General features: G+C 67.1%; 16 protein-coding genes and 1 tRNA gene. 4 read left to right on the top strand and 13 right to left on the bottom strand.

Features of this window, described 5'->3' with window-relative positions; all coding sequences use genetic code 11:
* Window positions 1–99 precede the first annotated feature (99 nt).
* From W5W_RS0111755 to W5W_RS0111740, 4 genes are all read right to left on the bottom strand, one after another.
* Window positions 100–2,298, bottom strand: a complete 2,199-nt coding sequence (locus tag W5W_RS0111755) for a DUF7926 domain-containing protein (RefSeq protein WP_017195525.1) — start codon at window positions 2,296–2,298, stop codon at window positions 100–102.
* Between the two features lie 486 nt (window positions 2,299–2,784).
* A complete protein-coding gene (locus tag W5W_RS0111750) occupies window positions 2,785–3,768 on the bottom strand; it encodes a ribose-phosphate diphosphokinase (RefSeq protein ID WP_008731235.1) in 984 nt (327 codons plus the stop codon).
* An 83-nt stretch (window positions 3,769–3,851) separates the two neighbouring features.
* Window positions 3,852–4,856 carry a bifunctional UDP-N-acetylglucosamine diphosphorylase/glucosamine-1-phosphate N-acetyltransferase GlmU gene (locus W5W_RS0111745; RefSeq protein ID WP_017195524.1) on the bottom strand — a complete coding sequence of 335 codons (1,005 nt, stop codon included), beginning with the start codon at window positions 4,854–4,856 and terminating at the stop codon, window positions 3,852–3,854.
* A gap of 127 nt (window positions 4,857–4,983) precedes the next feature.
* Window positions 4,984–5,055 (bottom strand) — tRNA-Gln (locus tag W5W_RS0111740).
* A gap of 205 nt (window positions 5,056–5,260) precedes the next feature.
* Here W5W_RS0111740 and W5W_RS0111735 point away from each other — a divergent pair.
* The gene (locus tag W5W_RS0111735) at window positions 5,261–5,905 is read left to right on the top strand and encodes a TetR/AcrR family transcriptional regulator (RefSeq protein ID WP_008731226.1); all 645 of its coding nucleotides are present in this window, start codon (window positions 5,261–5,263) and stop codon (window positions 5,903–5,905) included.
* Window positions 5,906–6,079: 174 nt separating this feature from the next.
* On the opposite strand, the gene W5W_RS15795 is transcribed toward W5W_RS0111735, so the two are convergent.
* From W5W_RS15795 to metG, 7 genes are all read right to left on the bottom strand, one after another.
* Window positions 6,080–6,523, bottom strand: a complete 444-nt coding sequence (locus W5W_RS15795; protein ID WP_081486248.1) for a protein-tyrosine phosphatase family protein — start codon at window positions 6,521–6,523, stop codon at window positions 6,080–6,082.
* Between the two features lie 519 nt (window positions 6,524–7,042).
* Window positions 7,043–8,920, bottom strand: coding sequence for an ABC-F family ATP-binding cassette domain-containing protein (locus W5W_RS0111730; protein WP_029574292.1), 1,878 nt, complete (start codon window positions 8,918–8,920; stop codon window positions 7,043–7,045).
* A complete protein-coding gene (locus W5W_RS0111725; RefSeq protein ID WP_017195522.1) occupies window positions 8,920–9,915 on the bottom strand; it encodes a 4-(cytidine 5'-diphospho)-2-C-methyl-D-erythritol kinase in 996 nt (331 codons plus the stop codon). Before W5W_RS0111725 ends, W5W_RS0111730 begins: the two co-directional genes overlap by 1 nt.
* Complete coding sequence (rsmA, locus tag W5W_RS0111720; protein WP_029574291.1) at window positions 9,912–10,916, bottom strand: 16S rRNA (adenine(1518)-N(6)/adenine(1519)-N(6))-dimethyltransferase RsmA; 1,005 nt, start codon at window positions 10,914–10,916, stop codon at window positions 9,912–9,914. Before rsmA ends, W5W_RS0111725 begins: the two co-directional genes overlap by 4 nt.
* Window positions 10,917–11,058: 142 nt before the next feature.
* A complete protein-coding gene (locus tag W5W_RS0111715) occupies window positions 11,059–12,042 on the bottom strand; it encodes a G5 domain-containing protein (protein WP_017195520.1) in 984 nt (327 codons plus the stop codon).
* Between the two features lie 74 nt (window positions 12,043–12,116).
* Entirely contained in the window at window positions 12,117–13,070 is a 954-nt protein-coding gene (locus tag W5W_RS0111710) for a TatD family hydrolase (RefSeq protein WP_017195519.1), read from the bottom strand.
* 73 nt (window positions 13,071–13,143) lie between these two features.
* Complete coding sequence (metG, locus tag W5W_RS0111705) at window positions 13,144–14,985, bottom strand: methionine--tRNA ligase (RefSeq protein ID WP_017195518.1); 1,842 nt, start codon at window positions 14,983–14,985, stop codon at window positions 13,144–13,146.
* A 287-nt stretch (window positions 14,986–15,272) separates the two neighbouring features.
* On the opposite strand from metG, the gene W5W_RS0111700 reads away from it, so the two are divergent.
* Both W5W_RS0111700 and W5W_RS16730 read left to right on the top strand, forming a co-directional pair.
* Window positions 15,273–15,854 carry a hypothetical protein gene (locus W5W_RS0111700; protein ID WP_017195517.1) on the top strand — a complete coding sequence of 194 codons (582 nt, stop codon included), beginning with the start codon at window positions 15,273–15,275 and terminating at the stop codon, window positions 15,852–15,854.
* Between the two features lie 611 nt (window positions 15,855–16,465).
* Entirely contained in the window at window positions 16,466–16,696 is a 231-nt protein-coding gene (locus tag W5W_RS16730) for a hypothetical protein (protein ID WP_238533337.1), read from the top strand.
* Window positions 16,697–16,720: 24 nt separating this feature from the next.
* On the opposite strand, the gene W5W_RS0111690 is transcribed toward W5W_RS16730, so the two are convergent.
* Window positions 16,721–17,344, bottom strand: coding sequence for an isochorismatase family protein (locus W5W_RS0111690; RefSeq protein WP_008731247.1), 624 nt, complete (start codon window positions 17,342–17,344; stop codon window positions 16,721–16,723).
* A 105-nt stretch (window positions 17,345–17,449) separates the two neighbouring features.
* Window positions 17,450–18,370: a 16S rRNA (cytidine(1402)-2'-O)-methyltransferase gene (gene rsmI, locus W5W_RS0111685; protein ID WP_008731237.1), complete on the bottom strand. Its 921-nt coding sequence runs from the start codon at window positions 18,368–18,370 to the stop codon at window positions 17,450–17,452.
* A gap of 35 nt (window positions 18,371–18,405) precedes the next feature.
* Here rsmI and W5W_RS0111680 point away from each other — a divergent pair, with 35 nt between their 5' ends.
* On the top strand, window positions 18,406–20,409 hold the full coding sequence (locus W5W_RS0111680) for a dolichyl-phosphate-mannose--protein mannosyltransferase (RefSeq protein WP_029574290.1): 2,004 nt from the start codon (window positions 18,406–18,408) through the stop codon (window positions 20,407–20,409).
* The last annotated feature ends 272 nt before the right edge of the window (window positions 20,410–20,681 follow it).

Raw genomic sequence — 20,681 nt, 5'->3', positions numbered from 1 at the left:
GAGCCGTGCCCGCCCCCACGTCGAGGTAGACATTTTCGGATGAGATCGACGGTGGCACCGTCGATCTCATCCGAAAATGTCTGTTTGGACAGGGAGGATTCAGTCTCCGGTCCCGCCGTCCGCATCATCGACGCCGTCCGCATCGTCGTCCTTGAGGCCTCGGCGGCGCATCAGCAGGACCGCTCCGGCGACCAGTGCCACGATCACCACGATCATGGGAACGAGCACTGTGGCACCGGTGCTGGCCAACGAGCTCTTCGGGGCGGTCCCGTCCGAAGTCGGCTGAATCGCTCCCGGATCATCCGGAGCCGGGGCAGCCTGCGCGGGGGACTCCGCACTCTCCTGCGATGTAGCAGCCGAGTCCGACGGCTCCGACTTCGGAAGCGTCCCCGCCGCCACATAGGTGTTGACGAATGCAACCGTTGCGGTAGCCCCGGTCGAGATCGTCACCGACTGCGGCTCCGGAGTCACCAGGTCGTAGCCGTCGATGGCGGCCATCTCTTCATCCTCGCTCACCGTGCAGGTCGTGCCCTCCTCGAAGGTCTTGTCGGGGGCGACGGAGACATCGTCCCCCTTGACGGTCACGGCGCCGAACTGGCCGTCGGAGCAGTCGTAGATGAAGCCGAACTCCTTGTTGGCCGCGACATCCGCGCCCGAGGCCGTCTGTTTGACCTGGAAGGTGCCCAGGGGCACCGTGGACGCACGGTTCGTCAGGGACACGGATGTGATGGCCTGGGAGCCGACGGTCAGACTCGAGGTCTCAGCGCCGCCCACGGAGTAGGTCGGTGAGCTCCAGCTGTAGTTCTCGGGAGCCGGGGAGGCACTGGTCAGATCCTCGCTGAGCGTGATGACCGTGCCTTTGGGGAAGATACCGGGGAAGATGCTCTTCTTGCCGATCTCCGCCCGCATGACGGCCGACCCGCTCACGCCATCATCATTGACAGTTCCGGGAGCCGTCCAGCCGGAATAGGTGCTGGCAGCGGCGGGGAGCTTGTACCCGACCCTGACGTCGAAGGAGGTGCCGGCGGGAACGGCATCGAGGGCCGAACCGGCCAGGGACTTGACGATCTCGAAACCGCCGTAGCCGGGGGCCATTCCGATGGTGACCTTGAAGGGCTCGACATAGCTGCGCTCGCTGGCGACTTCTTTGCCGGAACCGTTGAGAGATGCCTTGTTGGCGTACCGGGCCCCCATGATCGCCTTGCCGGTCTGGGAGGTGAATCCCGTCCTGTAGACGATCTCGTAGTTGGTGCTCGGGGCGAAGGGGCCGGTGACCTTGACGGTGGCGACCTGACCGCGAGTGCTCACGGTGAGATCGAAGCCACTGGCACTGCTGCTCGGGTCCGCAGCGGTGTCGCTCGAGCCCGTGGAGCTGGAGCTCGAGCCTGTCTGCTCTGCGCCCGAGGCCGATGATCCGGTGGCGATAGCGGCGCCCTCGGAGGCGGGATCGGCCGCCGAGTTGCGGGCGTAGAGGCTCCACTGGGACGGGTCGGAGTCGAAGCTCATGCCGTCGCCGAGGGTATCGGTGAAGGTGAGGGTGTCTCGAGTGCTGCCGTCCGCGGCGATCGCCGCATCTCCGCCGGCCAGACGCTCCTTGACATAGTCCGACCCGAAGTCGAGCTTCCAGGCGATGTCCGTCGAGGAGGAGCCGATCTCACTGCCGTCCTTGGAGAACTGCCAGGGAGTGTAAGCGGATTCTCCGGCGCCCTTGATGCCTCCCTCGCCCGGCAGGTTCACGGTGATGGCGGCTTCGTTGACCCCCATGGTGGTGGTCGCCTCGGCCGTCTGGTGCGCGGCGAGGAGCAGGGCCTCTCCCCTGCCCTTGACGTCGCTGAAGCCGGCATTGCGCAGCTCGTCGAGCTTCTCATTGAAGGTGCAGGTGATGGTCTTCTCCGCCAGGACGCAAGTTCCGACCTCTTCGACCTTGCCGTCATGGATTGCGGACATGGGCGAGGATGCTGGGAACTCCAGGTTCGTGAAGTCGGCGCCGAGGTCGATCGTGGTCGCGCTGCCGGCGTGCGCCTCACTGCCGGCATCCCAGGAGTAGGTGAGCTTGGCGATGTCCTGAACCGTCAGCGCGCCGCCGGAGTCCTCACCGGTGCGGCTGGACTTGACCAGCGCGACGTCGGAGATCGCGGACGGCTGAGTGGCGGTTTTGTCAGCGCTGTCGTCGCCGTCGGCGGCCCTGGCAGCGGTGGAGGGGACCACCGCAGATAGAACCAGGGCGAGGCCGAGGCAGGCAGCCACGAGCAGGCGTCGACTGAATGACACCTCCAAGCGGTCAGCAACAGAGTGCATGGGATGCCCTTCTGCTTGTAAGGGAGATGAATTGGGGTGTCTCCACGCTACCGTGATGCGTAATTGAACTGCAATCCCATGTAACTAAACTGCAATACGTAACCGAAATGCAACACGGAATGGTTATCCCACGCCGGAGAACCTCAGAAAAAGCATGTGGCGTCGAACACTACTCAAGCACCGAAAGACTTCCCTGCAGAAAACAGAAAGACGATGAAAGGCACAAGGTCGCCGCAGGGCCGGGCGCGGAGAAACATCGCATGTCGCTTGGGCCGGCGCCGAGGGCCAACGATTGCCCCCGGAAACCGGGCAGCGCCGAGGGCCGCGGTCTGCCGCCCGCTGACGTCATCGATTGACCCCGGAGCGCGGGCAGCGCACAGCCGGCGAGCCTGCGCAGAATGCACGGGCTCGCGCAGAACTCACAGACCGATGGGGCTGAGGGGACGAGCGGACCGAGGAGACCCAGGGGGCACCGAGGAGGGGGACTCAGACTCCTTCGGAGTCGAACAGCCGGGTCACCGAGCCGTCGTCGAAGACCGCCTTGATGGCACGGGCCAGCAGTGGCGCGATCGGCAGCACGGTCAGGTTCTCGAAGCGCTTGGATTCGGGGATCGGAAGGGTGTCGGTGACGACGACCTCGCGGGCCCCGCAGGTCGACAGGCGGTCCACGGCCGGACCCGAGAGCACGCCGTGAGTGGCGGCAACGATCACGTCCTTCGCGCCCGCATCCAGCACCACCTGCACGGCCTTGGCGATCGTGCCTCCGGTGTCGATCATGTCATCGACCAGCACGCAGGAGCGCCCCTCAACGGCACCGACGACGCGGTTGGCCACTGACTCGTTGGGACGGGTGATGTCACGCGTCTTGTGGACGAAGGCGAGCGGCGTGCCGCCCAGGGCGTTGGCCCAGCGCTCGGCGACGCGAATGCGGCCGGCGTCCGGGGAGACGACGGCCGCATTGGAAGTGTCGATGCGACGTCGGATGTAGTCCACCAGCACCGGCTGGGCCCACAGGTGGTCCCAGGGGCCGTCGAAGAAACCCTGCTCCTGGGAAGAGTGCAGGTCGATGCTCATGATGCGATCCGCGCCCGACGTCTTGTACAGGTCGGCCACGAGTCGGGCGGAGATGGGCTCGCGCCCCAGGTGCTTCTTGTCCTGGCGGGCGTAGGGGTAGAAGGGCGCGACCACGGTGATGCGCTTGGCGGAGGCCCGCTTGAGAGCATCGACCATGATGAACTGCTCCATGAGCCAGTCGTTGACGCGATCGCCGTGGGACTGCACGACGAAGACGTCGCAGCCGCGCACCGACTCGTTGAAGCGGACGTAGGTCTCCCCGTTGGAGAAGTCGTAGGCGGTCGATGAGAGCACCTGAGTGCCGAGCTCGGTGGCGACATCCTGGGCGAGCTGGGGGTGAGCCCTGCCCGAGACAATGATCAGTCGCTTCTCACCACTGGTGATAATGCCCGTCATGACATGGTTCCTCTCTGCCGGCCGGTAGGGCCGTCGGTGGTGCGCGCGGTGGTCGCCGTGCTCTGTTGGGGCTGTCAGGGTTCTCAGGGGCCTGCGGGAGCATCGCCGTCGAGCTGGCTGAAGGGCGCGACGACCGCGCCGTCAGGGATCTCGACGTCCGTCAGGATGGCGTAGGCGCCCACGCGGGAGCCCTCGCCGATGCGGGTGGCGCCGCGCAGGAGGACACCGGGCTCGAGGGTCACGTCCCGAGCGAGCTCGACGGACACGTCCACCCAGGTGCCGGCAGGATCGACCACGCCGACTCCGGCCTCCATCCAGCGCGCCAGCGTGCGGCGGTTCAGCTCAGCGCCGAGCTCGGCGAGCTGAGAGCGGTCATTGCAGCCCTCGACGAGCCAGTGATCGGTAGCCACCAGGGCAGAGGTGGACAGGCCCTCGGCGTAGGCGCGGGCCACAACATCGGTGAGATAAACCTCACCCTGGTCATTGTCCGTGCCCAGCGTGGTCAGAGCCCGACGCAGGTGGGCGGCGTCGAAGACGTAGACGCCGGCATTGATCTCCGTGATGGCGCGCTGCTCGGGAGTCGCATCGCGCTGCTCGACAATGGCCGACACGGCGCCGTCAGCGCCGTTGCCCTCCCGCACGATGCGGCCGTACCCGGTGGGGTCGTCCAGGACGGTGGTCAGCAGGGTAACGGCGTCCCCGCGCCGGACGTGCTGGGCGAGCAGAGCCTCCAGAGTGCCGGTGTCCAGCAGCGGCACATCCCCACTGGTCACCACGACCGGGCCGGAAAGATCCTCCGGCAGAGAGGCCAGGCCGCAGGCGACGGCGCGGCCGGTACCCGGGACCTCGTCCTGGTCCGCGGGAACGGCGTCGGGCGCGACCTCGGCCAGGTGTGCGACAACGGCGTCGCGCTCGTGGCGCACGACGACCACGAGATGATCGGGGTGCAGGCCGCGGGCAGCGGTGACGGCATGATTCAGAAGACTGCGGCCCCCGATGGTGTGAAGCACTTTGGGAATGGCCGAGCGCATGCGGGTGCCCTTGCCGGCGGCCATGACGATGACGGCGGCGGGTGCGGTGGAAGCCACGAATCCTCTTCTCGCTGGTGATCGCGGAGTGCATTCGACGCGATACGACGAGCGCACGGCGCCATCCTACGTCGCCCGCGGCAGGAGATGATGGCGCGTGTCGTCGTGGCGCCGTCATTCCTTCCGGTTCCGCCCCCAGGATTCGAACCCGGGCCTCAAGGCTCCAAAGGCCTGCGTGCTGCCACTACACCAGGGCGGACCGCCGCGGCAGGGCGCACCGCCCCGCGGACGGGCGCAAGTGTCTCATGGTTGCGCCGTCCGCGAGAACTCGCCGACGGCGGCCCCGCCTCTTGACCCCAGAGCCTCACAGCACCCCGACACCGCCGGTCAGTGGGTCTCCTCACGCGGGCGCAGCGCATCGCGATGAGACCACTGAGAGCGCTGAATCGCGGCATGATTCTCCTATGGCCAGTAAGGGGAGCAAACGCACCCGCATGAGCGCGGGCGAGCGGCGCGAGCAGCTCATCGAGGTGTCACGCGGCCTGTTCGCCACCAAGGGCTTCGACGGGACGAGCATTGAGGAGATCGCCTCCCGGGCGAAGGTGTCCAAGCCCGTGGTGTACGAGCACTTCGGCGGCAAGGAGGGCCTGTACGCCGTCATCGTGGACCGCGAACTCACCACCATCTCGACGACGATCACACGGGAGCTGGGCTCGTCGTCCTCCGCGTCGATCACCGTGGCGCGCACAGCGCTGGCGCTGCTGACCTACATCGAGGACTCCCCCGACGGCTTCCGCATCCTGTCCAGCGGCAACGACCGGGCCTCGGGCACCTACTCCACGCTTCTGGCCGACGTCGCCATCCAGGTCTCGGGCCTTCTGGCCGCCCAATTCTCCGACCACGGCATCGACCCGCGCCTCGCACCGCTGTACGCCCAGATGCTGGTGGGGATCGTGGCCATGCCCTCGCAGTGGTGGCTGGAGAACCGGACCATGAGCAAGGAGAAGGTGGCGGCTCATATGGTCAATCTCGCCTGGAACGGCCTGCGGGCCATGGAGCCCGAGCCGACGCTGCGCACCGAGCAGGGCGAGACGGAGACGGACGGCTGAGCGCTCGAAGCCCGCACCCGCCCCACCGCGTCGAGGTCGACTTTTTCGCACGAGACCGACGGTGACACCGTCGCCTTCGTTCGAGAATGTCTACCTCGATCGTGACAGGCTCGCGAGTGAGAGCAGTTCACATCATCTCTACCCAGATCATGGTGTCGAAGAAAATACGACACCTTATGATTTGGGAAAACGCCTGACGTAGCGTCGCTGCCAAGCGGTCTCGACAGCGCGGCGATTAAACCGGTCGCGAACAAACTGGACGGCATCCGAAGATGGAACTCCTTCCAGTACCGCGATACAGGCCAAAGCCGTCCCAGTGCGCCCAACACCTCCACTGCACGACACATCGACCCGCGAGAACAAGGCCTTACTGCGGGCCTCCTGCAGGACGGACCACGCTTCATCCTTATGAACAGGCAGCCAAAAATCCGGCCACTGTATCCAACGAACATCCGAAGGAATATCGAGACGCGGCGGCGACCCCGACATAACCACCGCAAGATCAGGAAAGATCTCCATTTCCTTGAAGTTCCGCAAAGGATGTCCGCGAACACGCGCACCCGACGGGAACTCCACCACACCGCTCTCGCTGCCATCCCAGCGAGCTTCAGAACTCAATGTTGCCCTCCTCAACCGTCTGCACGCGCAACCACCTGAGCATAAAAGTACCTCAGATCAGAGGTTTATTCATGGTGGTGCTTGGTGTTCGCGTTCCCGCAGGTCAAGGCGGGTTGGTTGAGTGGGGCCTGAAGCGACGAAGTGTCCAAAACGGAGGAGATCTATCCCCGGAGCGGCTGCGCCGATTCTGACGATGCAGGTCATCGCGCCATTTCCTGTGGGATGCCGGATCGGCTGGAGCGTTGATCCCCTCCGTTTTGGACATTCCGGCCCGCACCCCCCCCGGAGTTCGCACTGCATTCTTCGTCGCTGCGCTGCGATAGGGCGTGCAGTGTTGCAATGTTGCAGTGCTTCAGTTTCAGGGTTCCAGGCCTAAAGTCGGGAATCCGGGAATTGGTCCCGCCCGGATGCGCCCACCCACACCACCGCGTCGAGGTCGACTTTTTCGCACGAGACCGACGGTGCCGCCGTCGGTCTCGTGCGAAAAAGTCGACCTCGACGCAGGGGCCGGCAGGAGCGCTACTCGAGCCGATCGGAGAGCTCCAGCCAGCGCTCCTCGAGCGAGTCGGACTCGGACTGCAGCACCCGAGCCGTGTCGCTGAGCTCCCGCAGGCCCTCATAGTCGCTCTGGTCATGAGACGCCATGCGCTCCTGCAGAGCGGCCATCTGGTCGCCGATCTTCTCCAGGCGCCGCTCGATCGCGGCGACCTCCTTCTGCACGGCCCGGCGCTCGGCCCCGCTCAGCCCTTCTTCACCTCCGCCGGTCCCAGCATCGGCCTCAACCGCCGCCGACCCGCTCGAGCCCGATGCTGCGCCCCGCCCTGCAACAGCCTCACGCCGCAGCCGCAGATACTCCTCCACACCGCCCGGCAGATCGCGCACAGCCCCATCGCCCAGGAGAGCAACCTGATGGTCAGTGACCCGTTCCAGCAGATAACGGTCATGGGAGACAACGACCAAGGTCCCGGGGAAGGAGTCGAGAATGTCCTCGACGGCGGCCAGGGTGTCCGTGTCCAGATCGTTCGTGGGCTCATCCAGAAGCAGCACATTGGGCTCGGTCATGAGCAGGCGCAGCAGTTGAAGGCGTCGACGCTCCCCTCCGCTGATCTCCCCCACCCGCGTCCAGGCGCGCTGACGGGTGAAGCCCAGGCGCTCCACGAGCTGAGCCGCGGTGAGATCCTTGCCGCCCACGTTCACGCGCTCACCCACCATGGACACCGCCTCGACCACACGCTTGTCCGCGATGGCGTCCAGCTCGTGGGTGGACTGGGACAGGGCGGCCACGACCGCGGTCTTGCCTCGCGCAACGCGCCCCTGAGCGGGGACGAGCACGCCCTCGAGCAGCCGCAGCAGGGTGGTCTTGCCGGCACCGTTGACGCCGACGATGCCGACGCGCTCGCCCGGCGCCAGACGCCAGGTCACGCGACGGAGCACCTCGGTGTTCCGCCCGCCGTCGGGACCGGGATAACCGACCGTGACGTCCTCCAGATCGACGACCCTCTTGCCCAAGCGCGCCGTCGCCATGGCTACGAGTTCAACGGTGTCGCGCGGCGGGGGCACGTCGGCGATGAGAGCCTCTGCGGCGTCAGTGCGGAAACGCGGCTTGGAGGTGCGCGCAGGCGCCCCGCGCCGCAACCAGGCGAGTTCCTTGCGCAGCAGATTCTCGCGCTTGGCGGCGGCGACCGCCGCCTGTCTGGCCCGCTCGGCGCGGGCCAGCACGTAGGCGGCGTACCCGCCGTCGTAGGTCTCGACCCTCCCGGCGATCTGCGGCCGTCCGCCGCCCGGATCCACGCCGGGGACGACCTCCCACACATTGGTGCAGATGGCGTCGAGGAACCATCGATCGTGAGTGACCGTGATCAGGGCTCCAGAGGCGGCGCGCCGGCCTGCGAAGCGCGCGTTCAAGTGACGGGCGAGCCAGTCCACGCCCTCGACGTCGAGATGGTTGGTGGGCTCGTCAAGGATCACGATATCGGCTTGCGCGGTCAGGGCCGCGGCCAAGGCCACCCGTCGGCGCTGGCCGCCGGACAGCGCCGCGACACGAGCGTCAAGGTCCAGGTCGGCCAGCAGTCCGGCGTGGATATCCCTCACCGAGGCGCGTGAGGCCCATTCGTACTCGGGAGTGCGCCCGTGCACGGCGGTGCGCACGGTGTCGTCGGGTGCGAAGTCATCGGACTGGACGAGCATGGCCACACGAGTGTCTCCCGAACGGGTGACTCGACCGCCGTCGACCTCGCGCGAGCCCGCGAGGGCCGCCAGGAGAGTCGACTTGCCCGCACCGTTGGGGCCCAGGACCCCCACACGATCCCCATCCGCGATACCGAGAGTGACGTCGTCGAGCAGAAGGCGGGAACCCACTGACATGCGGATGGACTCCGCTCCGAGCAGGTGCGCCATCACCCCACCATCCGGACCCCGGCCACAGGGCCATCGACTCTCGCCGTGTCGCGCACCAGACCGGATGCGGCCAATGCCCGGGCCACATGGGTAGCGACTCTCGCATCGGGCACGAGGGCCGCCACGGTCGGACCGGAACCGGAGACGATGGCGCGCAGCGCCCCGGCACTCTCGGCGATTGCCATCACCTCGGCGAGCTCCGGGCGCAGAGACACGGCGGCCTCCTGGAGGTCGTTGTGCAGGGTTGCGGCCAGTCCGCGGGCATCCATGGTCCGCAGCGCAGAGGTCATCCGCTCGGGGACCTCCGCGGGTGCGGCACCGGCCAGACTGGCGCGAGTCTCAACAAGCTCGTCGAAGCGCCGGAAAACGGTCGGCGTGGACAATCCCCCATGGGCGGCGAAGGCCAGGACCCACAGATACCTGCCGCGGGTCATCAACGGGGTGAGCTGGTCGCCGCGCCCATGGCCGACCGCGGTGGCCCCCATGAGGGGGAAGGGGACGTCGGCACCGAGCTGGGCCGCCAGATCCCGCAGCTCGTCAGGGCCCAGCTCAGTGCCCCACAAGACATTGCAGGCCGTCAACGTCGCCGCGGCATCCGCAGAGCCTCCGGCCATGCCCCCGGCTACGGGGATGCGCTTGCGGATCGTCAAGTCGACGCCATCGGTGACGCCGGTCACATCGGCCAGGAGGCGCGCAGCACGCACAGCGAGATTGGAGGAGTCGGCGGGGACGCCGGCGGCGTTCTTCTCCAGACTCAGTGTGATACTGCCATGGGCTGCGTGGGACTGGCTCCGGGCGGTGACGGTCTCGATGAGCCGCACGGCCTGGAAGACCGTGGTCAGAGGGTGGTAGCCGTCCGCGCCGGGGGCGCCGGCAGACAGGAAGAGGTTGATCTTCCCCGGAGCCTCGACACGAACAGTGGTTGCCGAGCCATAGGCGCGCGTGGGGCACGACGCCGTGTCATCGGCGCCCGGGACGGCTCGCAGGTGGTTCATCGGATCTCCTGAGCGTCAGGGTTCGTCGGAGAGTCGACCGCAGCAAGGGCCTCGGCCAAAGATGCGAAAGCCGCGACGTCGAGCTTCTCGCCGCGCTCGGACGGGTCGATTCCGGCAGCGAGGATGGCTGCCTCGGCCCTGTCCGGTCCACCGGCCAGGGGCGCGAGCGCCCGACGCAGGGTCTTGCGGCGCTGAGCGAAGGCGGCATCGACGACGGCGAAGACCTGATCGCGACTCACCGAGGCAGCAGGGGGCTCACGGCGGACGAGCTCCACCAGGGCGGAGTCGACGTTGGGCACAGGCCAGAAAACAGTGCGACCGACGGTGATGGTGCGACGAGCGGCCGCGTACCAGGCGACCTTGACGCTGGGGACGCCATACGTCCGCGAACCGGGGGGTGCTGCGAGGCGGTCGGCGACCTCGGCCTGAACCATCACGGTGGCCGTCTCCAGGCTCGGCACAGCGGCGAGCAGGGTCAGGAGCACCGGCACGGCGACGTTGTAGGGGAGATTGGCGACCAGTCGGATGGGAGCGGCATCAGCGTTCGTCGGGCCCAGCGCGTCGGGACCGTCAATGCTCAAGGCGTCGGCGCATACAACGCGCAGACCATCGGCGGCCTCTGGCATGCGCCGGGCCACGGTGACGGGCAAGGCGCGCGCCAACTGCGGATCGATCTCGACGGCGATCACACGAGCGCCCGCTTCCAGCAGCGCCAGAGTCAGGGAGCCGAGACCGGGACCGATCTCCAGAATAGTCTCACCGGGGAGCACACCGGCCCGGCGCACAATGCGACGCAGAGTACCGGCGTCATGAACGAAGTTCTGCCCGAGAGTCTTGGTCGGGCGAATGCCGAGCGCCCCGGCCAAATCCTGTATGTCAACAGGACCGAGCAGGCCGGCACCGGCAGCGGCACCAGACGAACCACCCGGGAAGGGCGAAACAGAATCCCCCAGACCGTTCACGGTCGTAGCGTCGCGGACGGCGCCAGAGGTTTGAGACATGAGGTCCAGGATAATGGGCAGCGCTCCAAAGCGCGCGGGAGCCTAGATCAAGTGCGCATTCCGCGCGAGGATCGCGAGGATTCTGCACATCCGCGCCCGTTGGCCCTCATCATCCAGGACCAACGAGGCGCGGTGCCGATTGTCAGTACCAGCCGACGGACTCGGAGTGCGCCCAGGCGCTGCACGGCGTGCCGTAGCGTCCCTGGATGTACTGCATGCCCCAAGTGATCTGCGTGCTGGGGTTGGTTGCCCAGTCGTCCGCCACCGAGCTCATCTTGGAGCCGGGCAGCGCCTGGGGAATGCCATAGGCACCAGAAGAGGCGTTCTCGGCCTGGTAGTTCCAGCCGGACTCGCGGTTCCACAGGCTCTGGAGGCAGGAGAACTCGCCGTCCCCCCAGCCGTAGGATCCCATCATCGAGCGGGCAATGGCCTGAGCGCCATCGGGCGTGGTGCCATCGCCTGCGGGGCTGGGAGCCGGGGCCGGAGCAGCCTCGCCGCCGCCACCGCCACCGCCACCGCCGCCTCCGGCCTCCCCGGCGGGCTTCTGCGTGCCCGAGCCGGTACCGACGAGAACGACCTCGTCAACCTTCTCGGTGACCACGGAGCTGGACAGAGGGGTCCGCGAGACCTCGGTGCCGTCCTTCGAGGTGACCTCGTAGGTGGTGCGCACCAGGCCGTCAACGCCCTCGGTCTCGACCTTGGTCTCGCCCTCGGGCAGGGAGTCGGTCTCCTTCTCGACCCGACCGTGCTCCTCGGTGCTCTCCTCGGTGACGGTGTAGACCGAATCGGACTGGCCCTCGATCGTCAGCCCCGATGTCTGGCTGTTCACCGAGCCATTGGGGCTGCCGATGGCGGCCAGGCGGACCTCGGTCTCATTGAGGGACTTGCCGCCCCCGTCGTTGACCTGAGTGGCGGCGTACGCGCCACCAGAGACCGCGATGGACAGAGCGGCGGCAACGCCACCGGCCCGGTACATCATCGGGGCCACGGAAGTCTTGGCCGCGCCCTGAGCGCGACGACGGCCGCGCGTACCGGTGCTGTTGGAGCCGGGCAGGCTCTTGGAGGCCAGAGCTCCGAGCTCGACGAGCGTCGTGCTCCACGAACTGGTCTGCGAGTGTCGACCCACGGTTGAACTCCTAAAAGGTTGATGACTGTCCAGAACGCTAGCCGACGATCACCGGTCCCGGCAACACGGGAAGATCACATCCCTATTACACCCGGCTCGTCGAACATGCCATACGCCTCGCGGATGTTATGAGTCAGGACCGCACACATCGCCGCCTCATCCAGCCCCCGCTGGTCCGCGAGGAAACGCACCGTTTCTCCCATGAGGTAGGAGGCATTGGGGCGACCGCGCCAGGTCTTTGGCGGCAGGTAGGGGGCATCGGTCTCCACCAGCAGCAGCTCATCGGGCACGAGGGACAGGGCCTCCCGGAGCATCCCGCTGGAGGGATACGTCACAGGCGCGGCGACCGAGGCGTACCAGCCCTGCTCAACGCAGGCCCGAGCGAGCTCGGGACCGCCGCTGAAGCAGTGGAAGATGGTGCGCTCGGGGGCGCCGTCGGCGAGCAGCGTCCGCACGCAGTCTTCATGCGCGTCGCGGTCATGGATCTGGAGCGGCAGCCCCGCCTCCTTGGCCAGTGCGATGTGGGCGCGGAATGCCTCCCGCTGGGCGGCGGCGCCGCGCGGCCCGGTGCGGAAGAAGTCGAGTCCGGTCTCGCCCACGGCGACGACGACGTCACGATTGGCGCGCACCAGGTGCTCGAGCCGGGCCATGGCCTCATCAAGGGGCTCGGCGTGGTGCGGACGGATGTCCGGGTCGAGTCCGTCCGGACCGACCTCGCGCACCCCGGCGTGCAGCACGGCCTCGTTGGGATGGACCGCCAGGGCCACGCGCACCCCGGGCAGTGAGCGAGCCAGCTCGATGCTGCCCTCCCAGCCCGGGGTCTCGCACGCGGAGGTGATGACACCGGATATCCCTGCGGCAGCGGCCCGGGCGACCAGCTCGGCGCTGTCGAGCGGCGCCTCGGACCCAGGGCCCTCGACAGGCAGCCCGGGCACGGGAAGATGGGTGTGATTGTCAATGACCGGCGCGGCCAGCGGCACAACGGCATCGACGGGCGGCCAGGAACGATCGCGGCGCTTACGGCTCATGCGCGTCTCCTCAACTCACAACTCACACGACATGACGCTCCGCCCATCGGCTCGCACGGGCGGAGCGTACGACTCAGGCGCCGGTGACGTCGTCGGGAAGGCGATCCGCGTAGCGCGCGAGCTCCTGGTCCACGATCGCCTCGTCGAGCTTGATGAAGACGGGCCGGGGCTTGGCTACCGGCGTGCCGATGACGACCTCGTGACGGCCCCAGGTAGGGGCGGTGCTGTAGTCCCCGGCGATGATCGGGTAGCCGGTGCGTCCGGCGAATGCCTCGGGCAGGACTTCCGGATCGAGTTCGGCGGCTTCGCGGATCTCGGGCATCGGGGCGATGGCGCCCTGACCGCCCATGGCCAGGTCCACGTCGTTGGCGGCGTGCGGCAGGAAGGGCGAGAGCATGAGATTCAAGTCGGCCACCGCCTGGGCGAGAGTGTGCAGGACCGTCGCCAAGCGCTCCTGCTGCTCGGGAGCCTTGAGCTTGAAGGGCTCGGTGTCGGCGATGTACTTGTTGGCCTCCCCCACCAGCCGCATGGCCTCGGCCAGCGCGGCCTTCTGGCGGTGTCGGGCGATGAGGCCGCCCACGTCGGCGAAGCCCGCCTCGATCGAGTCCAGCAGCGCGGAGTCGATCGCCTCGAGCGGACCGGGCTCAGGGATCTGCCCGAAGCGCTTGTGAATCATGGTGGCGGTGCGGTTGACGAGATTGCCCCACCCCGCCACGAGCTCACCGTTGGTGCGGCGCACGAACTCGGCCCAGGTGAAGTCCGCATCGGCGGTCTCGGGGCCGGCGGCGCAGATGAAATAGCGCAGGGCGTCGGCCTGGTAGCGCTCCAGGAAGTCGCGCACGTAGATGACGATGCCGTGGGAGGAGGAGAACTTCTTGCCCTCCATGGTCAGGAACTCGCTCGAGACCACCTCGGTGGGCAGGTTCAGAGTGCCGAGCTCGCCGGGGCTGCCGCCCTTGTCGCCCCGGCCGTCGTAGCCCAGCAGCTCGGCGGGCCAGATCTGGGAGTGGAAGACGATGTTGTCCTTGCCCATGAAGTAGTAGGACAAGGCCTGTGGATCGTTCCACCAGGCCCGCCAGGCCTCGGGGTCGCCGGTGCGCCGGGCCCACTCGATGGAGGCCGACAGATAGCCGATGACGGCGTCGAACCAGACGTAGAGGCGCTTGGTGGGCTGGTCCTCCCAGCCGGGGACGGGGATGCCCCAGTCGATGTCGCGCGTCATGGCCCGGGGGCGGATCTCCCCCAGGATGTTCTGGGAGAAGCGGATGACGTTGGGCCGCCAGGTGCCGGAGGCCTCGCGCTCATCGAGCCAGGCGCCGAGCGCCCCGGCGAGGGCGGGTAGATCGAGGAACCAGTGGGTGGATTCGATGAACTCCGGGGTCTCGCCGTTGATGCGCGAGCGAGGATTGATCAGGTCGGTGGGATCGAGCTGGTTGCCGCAGGTATCGCACTGGTCGCCGCGGGCTCCGGGAGTCCCGCAGATGGGGCAGGTGCCCTCGATGTAGCGGTCGGGAAGAGTACGGCCGGTCGAGGGGCTGATCGCGGAGCGGGTGACCTCCTGGACCATGTACCCGTTGTCGCGCACGGTGCGGAACATGTCCTGCACGACGCGGTAGTGATTGCCGGCAGTCGTACGGGTGAACAGATCGTAGGACAGGCCGAGCGCCACCAGGTCCTCGACGATGAGGCGGTTGTTGCGATCGGCGAGCTCGCGGGCGGTCACGCCCTCCTCGTCCGCGGCCACGAGGATGGGGGTGCCGTGCTCGTCGGTGCCCGAGACCATGAGGACATCGTGGCCGGCCATGCGCATGTAGCGCGAGAAAACGTCGGAGGGGACACCGAAGCCGGCGACATGACCGATGTGGCGGGGGCCGTTGGCGTAGGGCCAGGCGACCGCAGACAGGATGTGACTCATGGCGGTAAGCCTATCCGCTCTTCCGTGCCCAACAGGCCCAAGCACCGTATGGTGGAGGGGTTCAGGTCGCCGCGCTCGCCGCCCTTCCGTGTGAGGAGATCAGCATGCCCGACACACCGCCTTCCGAATCGCACTATTCGGCCGGGTTGTCACACTCGGAGGGCGCGGGCCCCGGATTTTCAACAGCGACAGCTCTGAGCACTACGGCGCCCAGCGGTGACGGTCCCGGGTTCTCGCGCGGCACGCCCGGACCGGCCTTCGGGCCGCCATTCCATCTTACTCCGCCCATGGTCAAGAGCCGTAAGGCTCCGACCATTCTGATTCTCCTCGGCCTCGCGCTCTGCCTGGTCGCATTGGCCGTCGTGATCATCTCGGTGGCCCGACTCATCGCCGTCTCCTCCTCCTTATCCCCGATCGACGGAACCGGCACCACAACCAAGAGGCTGTCGGCAGACTCCGCCTACGGGCTGTACAACGACAGCACCTCGACGAACTGCACTGTGGTCGGGCCCGACGGCCACGATGTCGCCGTCGGGCCCCCCTCCATAGATATGACCGTGAACGACAAGCGGCTATTCGGCAAATTCACCACAGCCGCTTCAGGCGATTACACGATCACCTGCACCTCCTTCGGCGCCGCCGGCCCTCTCAATGGCGGCCACGATGTCGATGTCTACATCGGCGACGACATCAGCCCGGGTTCCTTCGCGATGACCATCGTCGGCACCATCATCAGCGTATTCATCGGGGCTGCCGGGCTATCGTTGCTGATCGCCGGGCTCATCTGGTTCTTCGTGCGCGGCTCGAGCAATAAGAAGGCGCGCCAGGCGCAGGTCGTCGCCGGTCGGGCGGGAGCCGTGCAGCCATGACAGCCTGGAACCAACCTCAGGTGCAGGGGCCTGAGAACATGAACGGGATGCCACCGACCCCGCCGGCGCCGCTGTCTCCGATGGTGGCTCGACGACGGGCCAGACGGGTTCCGTACAACCTGTTTCGCGTAGGCGTGACCATGCTGCTGCTCGCCATCGTGCTATTCGTTGCCGCTTTCTTCGTACACCCAACCGTGTTGCCCGATAATGCCGTGTCGATCGCCGAGGACGGCAGCGCTCAGAGTTTCACCCTTCTTGAGGATAACCAGTACGGCTTCTATTCCGATGACACCAACCTGAGTTGCGAGGTGACGGATCCGTCGGGCAATGCCCTAGATATTATGTCGAGCAGACGTTCGAGCGCAGACTCCCCTCCTCAAGTACTCAGCTTCCGCTCGACACAGGCCGGCATCTACACCGTCTCATGCAGTGGTACAGCTGCCATCGCCTTGAACACTGCAGTCACGGACTCCGAATCGACTCTCAGTGTCATACTCCTCCTGTGCTCTATCGCCACAGGCGGCCTCGCAATACCACTCATCGCCATAACCTCCATCTGGCTCCTGGTAGTCAATCGGCGGTGGTCCTCTCGGGTCCGGAGCGTCCCACACGTGGGCACGGCTCAGCCCACTGTCCCGAGCCCCGCCGACCCCTCACCTCGCGCCAGCGCGTCGCCGGCCGCATGGAGCGGCCCGAGCGCGGCCAGCGGCTCCAGCGGCGTCTTCCCGACGCCGCAGTCCGAGCCCGCTGAACCGCCGACGTCGGGCTCCTACGGCCTGGCCCCGCAACAGGTCGTCTACCGCCCGATGCCACCTCAGAATCAGGAGTACAACGGCTCCTGAGCGTCTCGAGGCCGACGGGCTCGCTCAGGGCTCTAGCCGCGGGAACGCATCCCGAGAGGCGCGCAGTTCGACGCCGGCGGCGCTCAGCTCGGAACGCGCAGCCTCACCCTGCGCCGGGGACACCGGCTCGGTCAGGTCGGTGAGGACACGCACGGCGTAACCGCGGTGCAGGCCATCCAGCGCGGTGTCCTTGACACAGTGAGATTCGGCGAGCCCGACGACATCGAGCGCCGTGATGCCGCCGGCGGCCAGGACCTGATCGAGGCTTGCACCGTCGTCGGTGACGCCCTCGAATCCTGAGTAAGCGGCGGCGTATTGGCCCTTCTTGACCTGCGCGTCCAGACCGAGGCCCGCCAGCGCGGGATGGAGCTCGGCCTCCGCGCTACCGGCGACGCCGTGGGGCGGCCAGGTATCGACGTAGTCCGGCGCGGCCGAGAAATGAGCACCGGGTTCGATGTGCCAGTCCTGAGTGGTGACGATCAGGCGGTAATCCTCCCGGTGCGCAGTCGCATAGGCGGCCACGCGCTCGGCGACCGCATTCCCGCCGGCGACGGCCAGGGCCCCGCCCTCGCAGAAGGTCGGTTGGACATCGACGATGATCAGGGCGCGACCGGCAGTTTCCGCATGATCTCTAGCAGCCTGTGTCATGCCACGTACTCTACTTACTCCACCGGCTCTATTGGAGGCCGCCCGGAGCGCTCATCCAAAGGAATCCGGAGGAATCCAGAGGGCTATCTGGCTATGAGGGAGCGGTCAGTCCTGACGGTCCCGCAGGGAGAGGGCCGCTCGATACACCTGGTTGGGGCGCAGGCCGACGCGCTCGGCCACCTGGGCGGCCGCCGCCTTGAGGCGCATCCCGCCGTCAGCCAGCTCCAGGGCCTCTTGCGCGCCAGCCCGAGGATCGGCGGGAGCCGCAGGCGCTCCGGCAACGACGATGACGACCTCGCCCAGGACCGAGGCGGCGGTTGCCTCCACGAGCGCACCCAGGGTCGCCCGCCGCACCTCCTCGTGGGTCTTGGTCAGCTCCCGGCACAGGACGGCCCTGCGCTGGGCGCCGAAGACCTCCGCCATGGCGGCCAGCGTCCGGTGAGCACGACGCGGCGACTCGAAGAAGACCATGGTGCGCTGCTCGTCGACCAGGGCCTCGAGGGCCCGTCTCTGCTCGCCGGTCTTGCGTGGGAGGAACCCTTCGAAGCTGAAGCGGTCGCAGGCAAGCCCGGATACGGCCAGAGCCGTCAGCACGGCGGAGGGCCCCGGCGCGACTGTCACGGGCACGCCCTCATCGGCCGCGGCGACGACGAGCCGGTATCCGGGGTCCGACACCGAAGGCATACCGGCGTCGGAGACGACCAGGACACTGCGACCGGCGCGCGCCTCGTCGAGCAGCTCGGCCGTCCTGGCACGCTCATTGTGCTCATGGAAGGCGAGAAGTCGTCCGCCCACCCGCACCCCGAGACGCTGAGCCAGTGCGAGGAGGCGCCGGGTGTCCTCGGCGGCGACGACGTCGGCCTGCTCGAGCCCGGCCAGCAGACGCGCGGAGGCGTCGCCAACATTCCCGATCGGGGTGGCGGCCAGGGTAATGGTGCCACGGCTCGGCGTGTCGGAAACGCTCGGCGCAGTAGCGGAACTCGGGACCTGCGACGCGGCCTGAACCGCCGGGATGACGTCATTCATAGCCCCAGTATGGCGTCCCGCCTAGACTCACGGCCGTGACCTCTCGCAGTGTTCCCTCGCCAGATGGCGCCTCACGCGCTCCAGCCAGCGACTCGCGCCCCATCACCGACCCCGGTCCTGAGTCCTCCGCGCAGGAGCCGGCAGCAGAGCGGGAGGAGGAACAGCCTTGGGAGGCGGGCCAGGAGGAGACACCCGATTGGGTTGCGGTGGACGAGGCGGACAGCTCGAAACCGCAGAGCGAAGACGGCTCTCCGAGCTCCGCCGACATGTCGAGTTGGCTCAGTGGGCGTTCCGAGGATGAGCTGCGCGCCCGGCTCGGCCTGCAGCCGAAGGACTGGACCCTTCCCGTGGCTGTCCGGCTCAACGGTTGGATCGTCACGATCGTGACGGGGGTTCTGGCGGCCCTGACTCGCTTCATCGGCCTGGGGCACCCGCACACGCTCATGTTCGACGAGATCTACTACGTCAAGGATGCTTACGCCCTGTGGCAGAACGGCTACGAATCCACATGGAAACGGGACTCCGATGGCCTTTTCGCACAGGGTGATTTCTCCGGACTCACGACGGACCCCTCCTTCGTCGTGCATCCCGAGTTCGGCAAGTGGCTCATCGGCATCGGAATGAAGCTGTTCGGGGCGGATTCCTCGTTCGGCTGGAGGTTCATGCCGGCCCTGGCAGGGGTGGCCACCGTCATCCTGCTGACCAGGTTGACTCTGCGGCTCACGCGCTCGCCTCTGCTCGCGGGCCTCGCCGGGCTCCTGCTGGCGATCGACGGCGTGAACCTCTCGGAGTCCCGGATCGGACTGCTGGACGTCTTCATCGGCTTCTTCGCGACCCTGACGGTGTACTGCCTCGTACGAGACCGGGAGTGGTCGCGTGCGCGACTCGCCCAGGACCTGGCCGGCACCTTCGCCGGTCATCTTGCGCCGAAGGGGCATCTGCGCCCGTGGCTGCTGGCGACGGGGGTCGCCGCCGGATTGACCTGTTCGATCAAGTGGTCCGGCCTGTACCTGCTGGCCGCGATCGGGATCCTGGTGGTCGTGTGGGATACGACGGCGCTGCATCGTGTGAAAGTGAGGGCATGGCTGCTCGAGGGCGTCTTCGCGCGGGGACTCGGTGATTTCCTGCGACTGGTGCCGGTGGCATTCGCGGTCTACGTCGCCGGCTGGTGGTCATGGTTCCTCCATCCCAAGACGGAGGATCAGCCTGGAGCGTACGAGCACGGCTGGGCGCTGGCGCAGCGGACGGCGAATGGCACGGTGCCGCGCTCCTGGTTACCGGATTCTCTCAACGACCTGGTGGAGTACCACCTGGTGGCATACAACTTCCACGTCAATCTCGATACCACCCACCAGTACATGTCCAAGCCGATCGGCTGGCTCGTCCAGCTTCGTCCGACATCGTTCTACTGGCCCAATGGCAGCGAGCTTGCTGGGCAGACGTGCGACAGCCCCACTGGCCACTGCGTCCAGGCCATGACCTCTGTTGGGAACATTCCCGTGTGGTGGTCCGCTCTGGCCGCCTTGGTGTTCGCGTTGGTGGTTCTGGCGTTCCAGAACCGGGACTGGCGGGTGTGGACGGCGCTCATCGGCTATGTGGGTCTTTACCTGCCGTGGTTCCTGTACGGCAATCGGACCATCTTCACGTTCTACACCGTGGCTTTCGTACCGTTCGTCGTTCTGGTGCTTGTTCTGACGCTTGGATCGGCGATGGGCATGCTCGCCCCCGTTCCGGGATCTCGCGACGCGATCCATGAGGATCGTCTTGTGCAGTCGGGACGGCTGGGAGAGGGGCTGCCGCATCCACGAGGCGTTCTGGGAAGCTACCTGGGGTTCGGTGCGCGTCCATCGCGGTTGCGGCTGCCCGCCGAGTGGACGGGGGTGCCGGCTTGGCGGCTCCATGGCGAGGGGATCGTGCTGACTGGGGTGGTCGTCATCGCGGCGGTGGTGTTCGCAGTGCTGTGGTGGCCGCTTTGGACGGGTCAGACGGTGTCGTACGAGTTCTGGCACTGGCACATGCTGCTGCCCTCTTGGATCTGAGGGTCTGAGCGATGGCCTCACCCGAGCGAGCATTCACGTGATCCGTCGGGTGCGGGCTACACGGACTACAGGTAAGTGGCACAACAGCTGGGCCGAATCGGTCGCTGGGCTGATTGCTGAACCGATCTCAGCGCGCAGTCGGACCGATTTCAATGCGCAGTCGGACCGATTTCAGTGCGGAACTCGACCGATCTCGAGGGTTGAACCGACCGAACCGGGTGGGCCGGTTGAGCTGGGTGGGGTGGGTGAACTGGGTGGGGTGGTTTTTGGTT

It is taken from the genome of Actinomyces massiliensis 4401292, from assembly GCF_000269805.1.
Classification (GTDB): Bacteria; Actinomycetota; Actinomycetes; order Actinomycetales; family Actinomycetaceae; genus Actinomyces; species Actinomyces massiliensis.
This window is presented reverse-complemented; position numbering and strand designations above follow the sequence as displayed.

What these genes read in the sequence shown, in the direction of transcription:
- W5W_RS0111755 (WP_017195525.1), bottom strand. Translation starts at nt 2,298, where the DNA reads ATGCACTCTGTTGCTGACCGCTTGGAGGTGTCATTCAGTCGACGCCTG.
- rsmI (WP_008731237.1), bottom strand. Translation starts at nt 18,370, where the DNA reads ATGAATGACGTCATCCCGGCGGTTCAGGCCGCGTCGCAGGTCCCGAGT.
- W5W_RS0111690 (WP_008731247.1), bottom strand. Translation starts at nt 17,344, where the DNA reads ATGACACAGGCTGCTAGAGATCATGCGGAAACTGCCGGTCGCGCCCTG.
- rsmA (WP_029574291.1), bottom strand. Translation starts at nt 10,916, where the DNA reads ATGTCTCAAACCTCTGGCGCCGTCCGCGACGCTACGACCGTGAACGGT.
- W5W_RS0111730 (WP_029574292.1), bottom strand. Translation starts at nt 8,920, where the DNA reads ATGGCGCACCTGCTCGGAGCGGAGTCCATCCGCATGTCAGTGGGTTCC.
- W5W_RS0111735 (WP_008731226.1), top strand. Translation starts at nt 5,261, where the DNA reads ATGGCCAGTAAGGGGAGCAAACGCACCCGCATGAGCGCGGGCGAGCGG.
- W5W_RS0111700 (WP_017195517.1), top strand. Translation starts at nt 15,273, where the DNA reads ATGGTCAAGAGCCGTAAGGCTCCGACCATTCTGATTCTCCTCGGCCTC.
- metG (WP_017195518.1), bottom strand. Translation starts at nt 14,985, where the DNA reads ATGAGTCACATCCTGTCTGCGGTCGCCTGGCCCTACGCCAACGGCCCC.
- W5W_RS0111725 (WP_017195522.1), bottom strand. Translation starts at nt 9,915, where the DNA reads ATGAACCACCTGCGAGCCGTCCCGGGCGCCGATGACACGGCGTCGTGC.
- W5W_RS0111710 (WP_017195519.1), bottom strand. Translation starts at nt 13,070, where the DNA reads ATGAGCCGTAAGCGCCGCGATCGTTCCTGGCCGCCCGTCGATGCCGTT.
- W5W_RS0111750 (WP_008731235.1), bottom strand. Translation starts at nt 3,768, where the DNA reads ATGACGGGCATTATCACCAGTGGTGAGAAGCGACTGATCATTGTCTCG.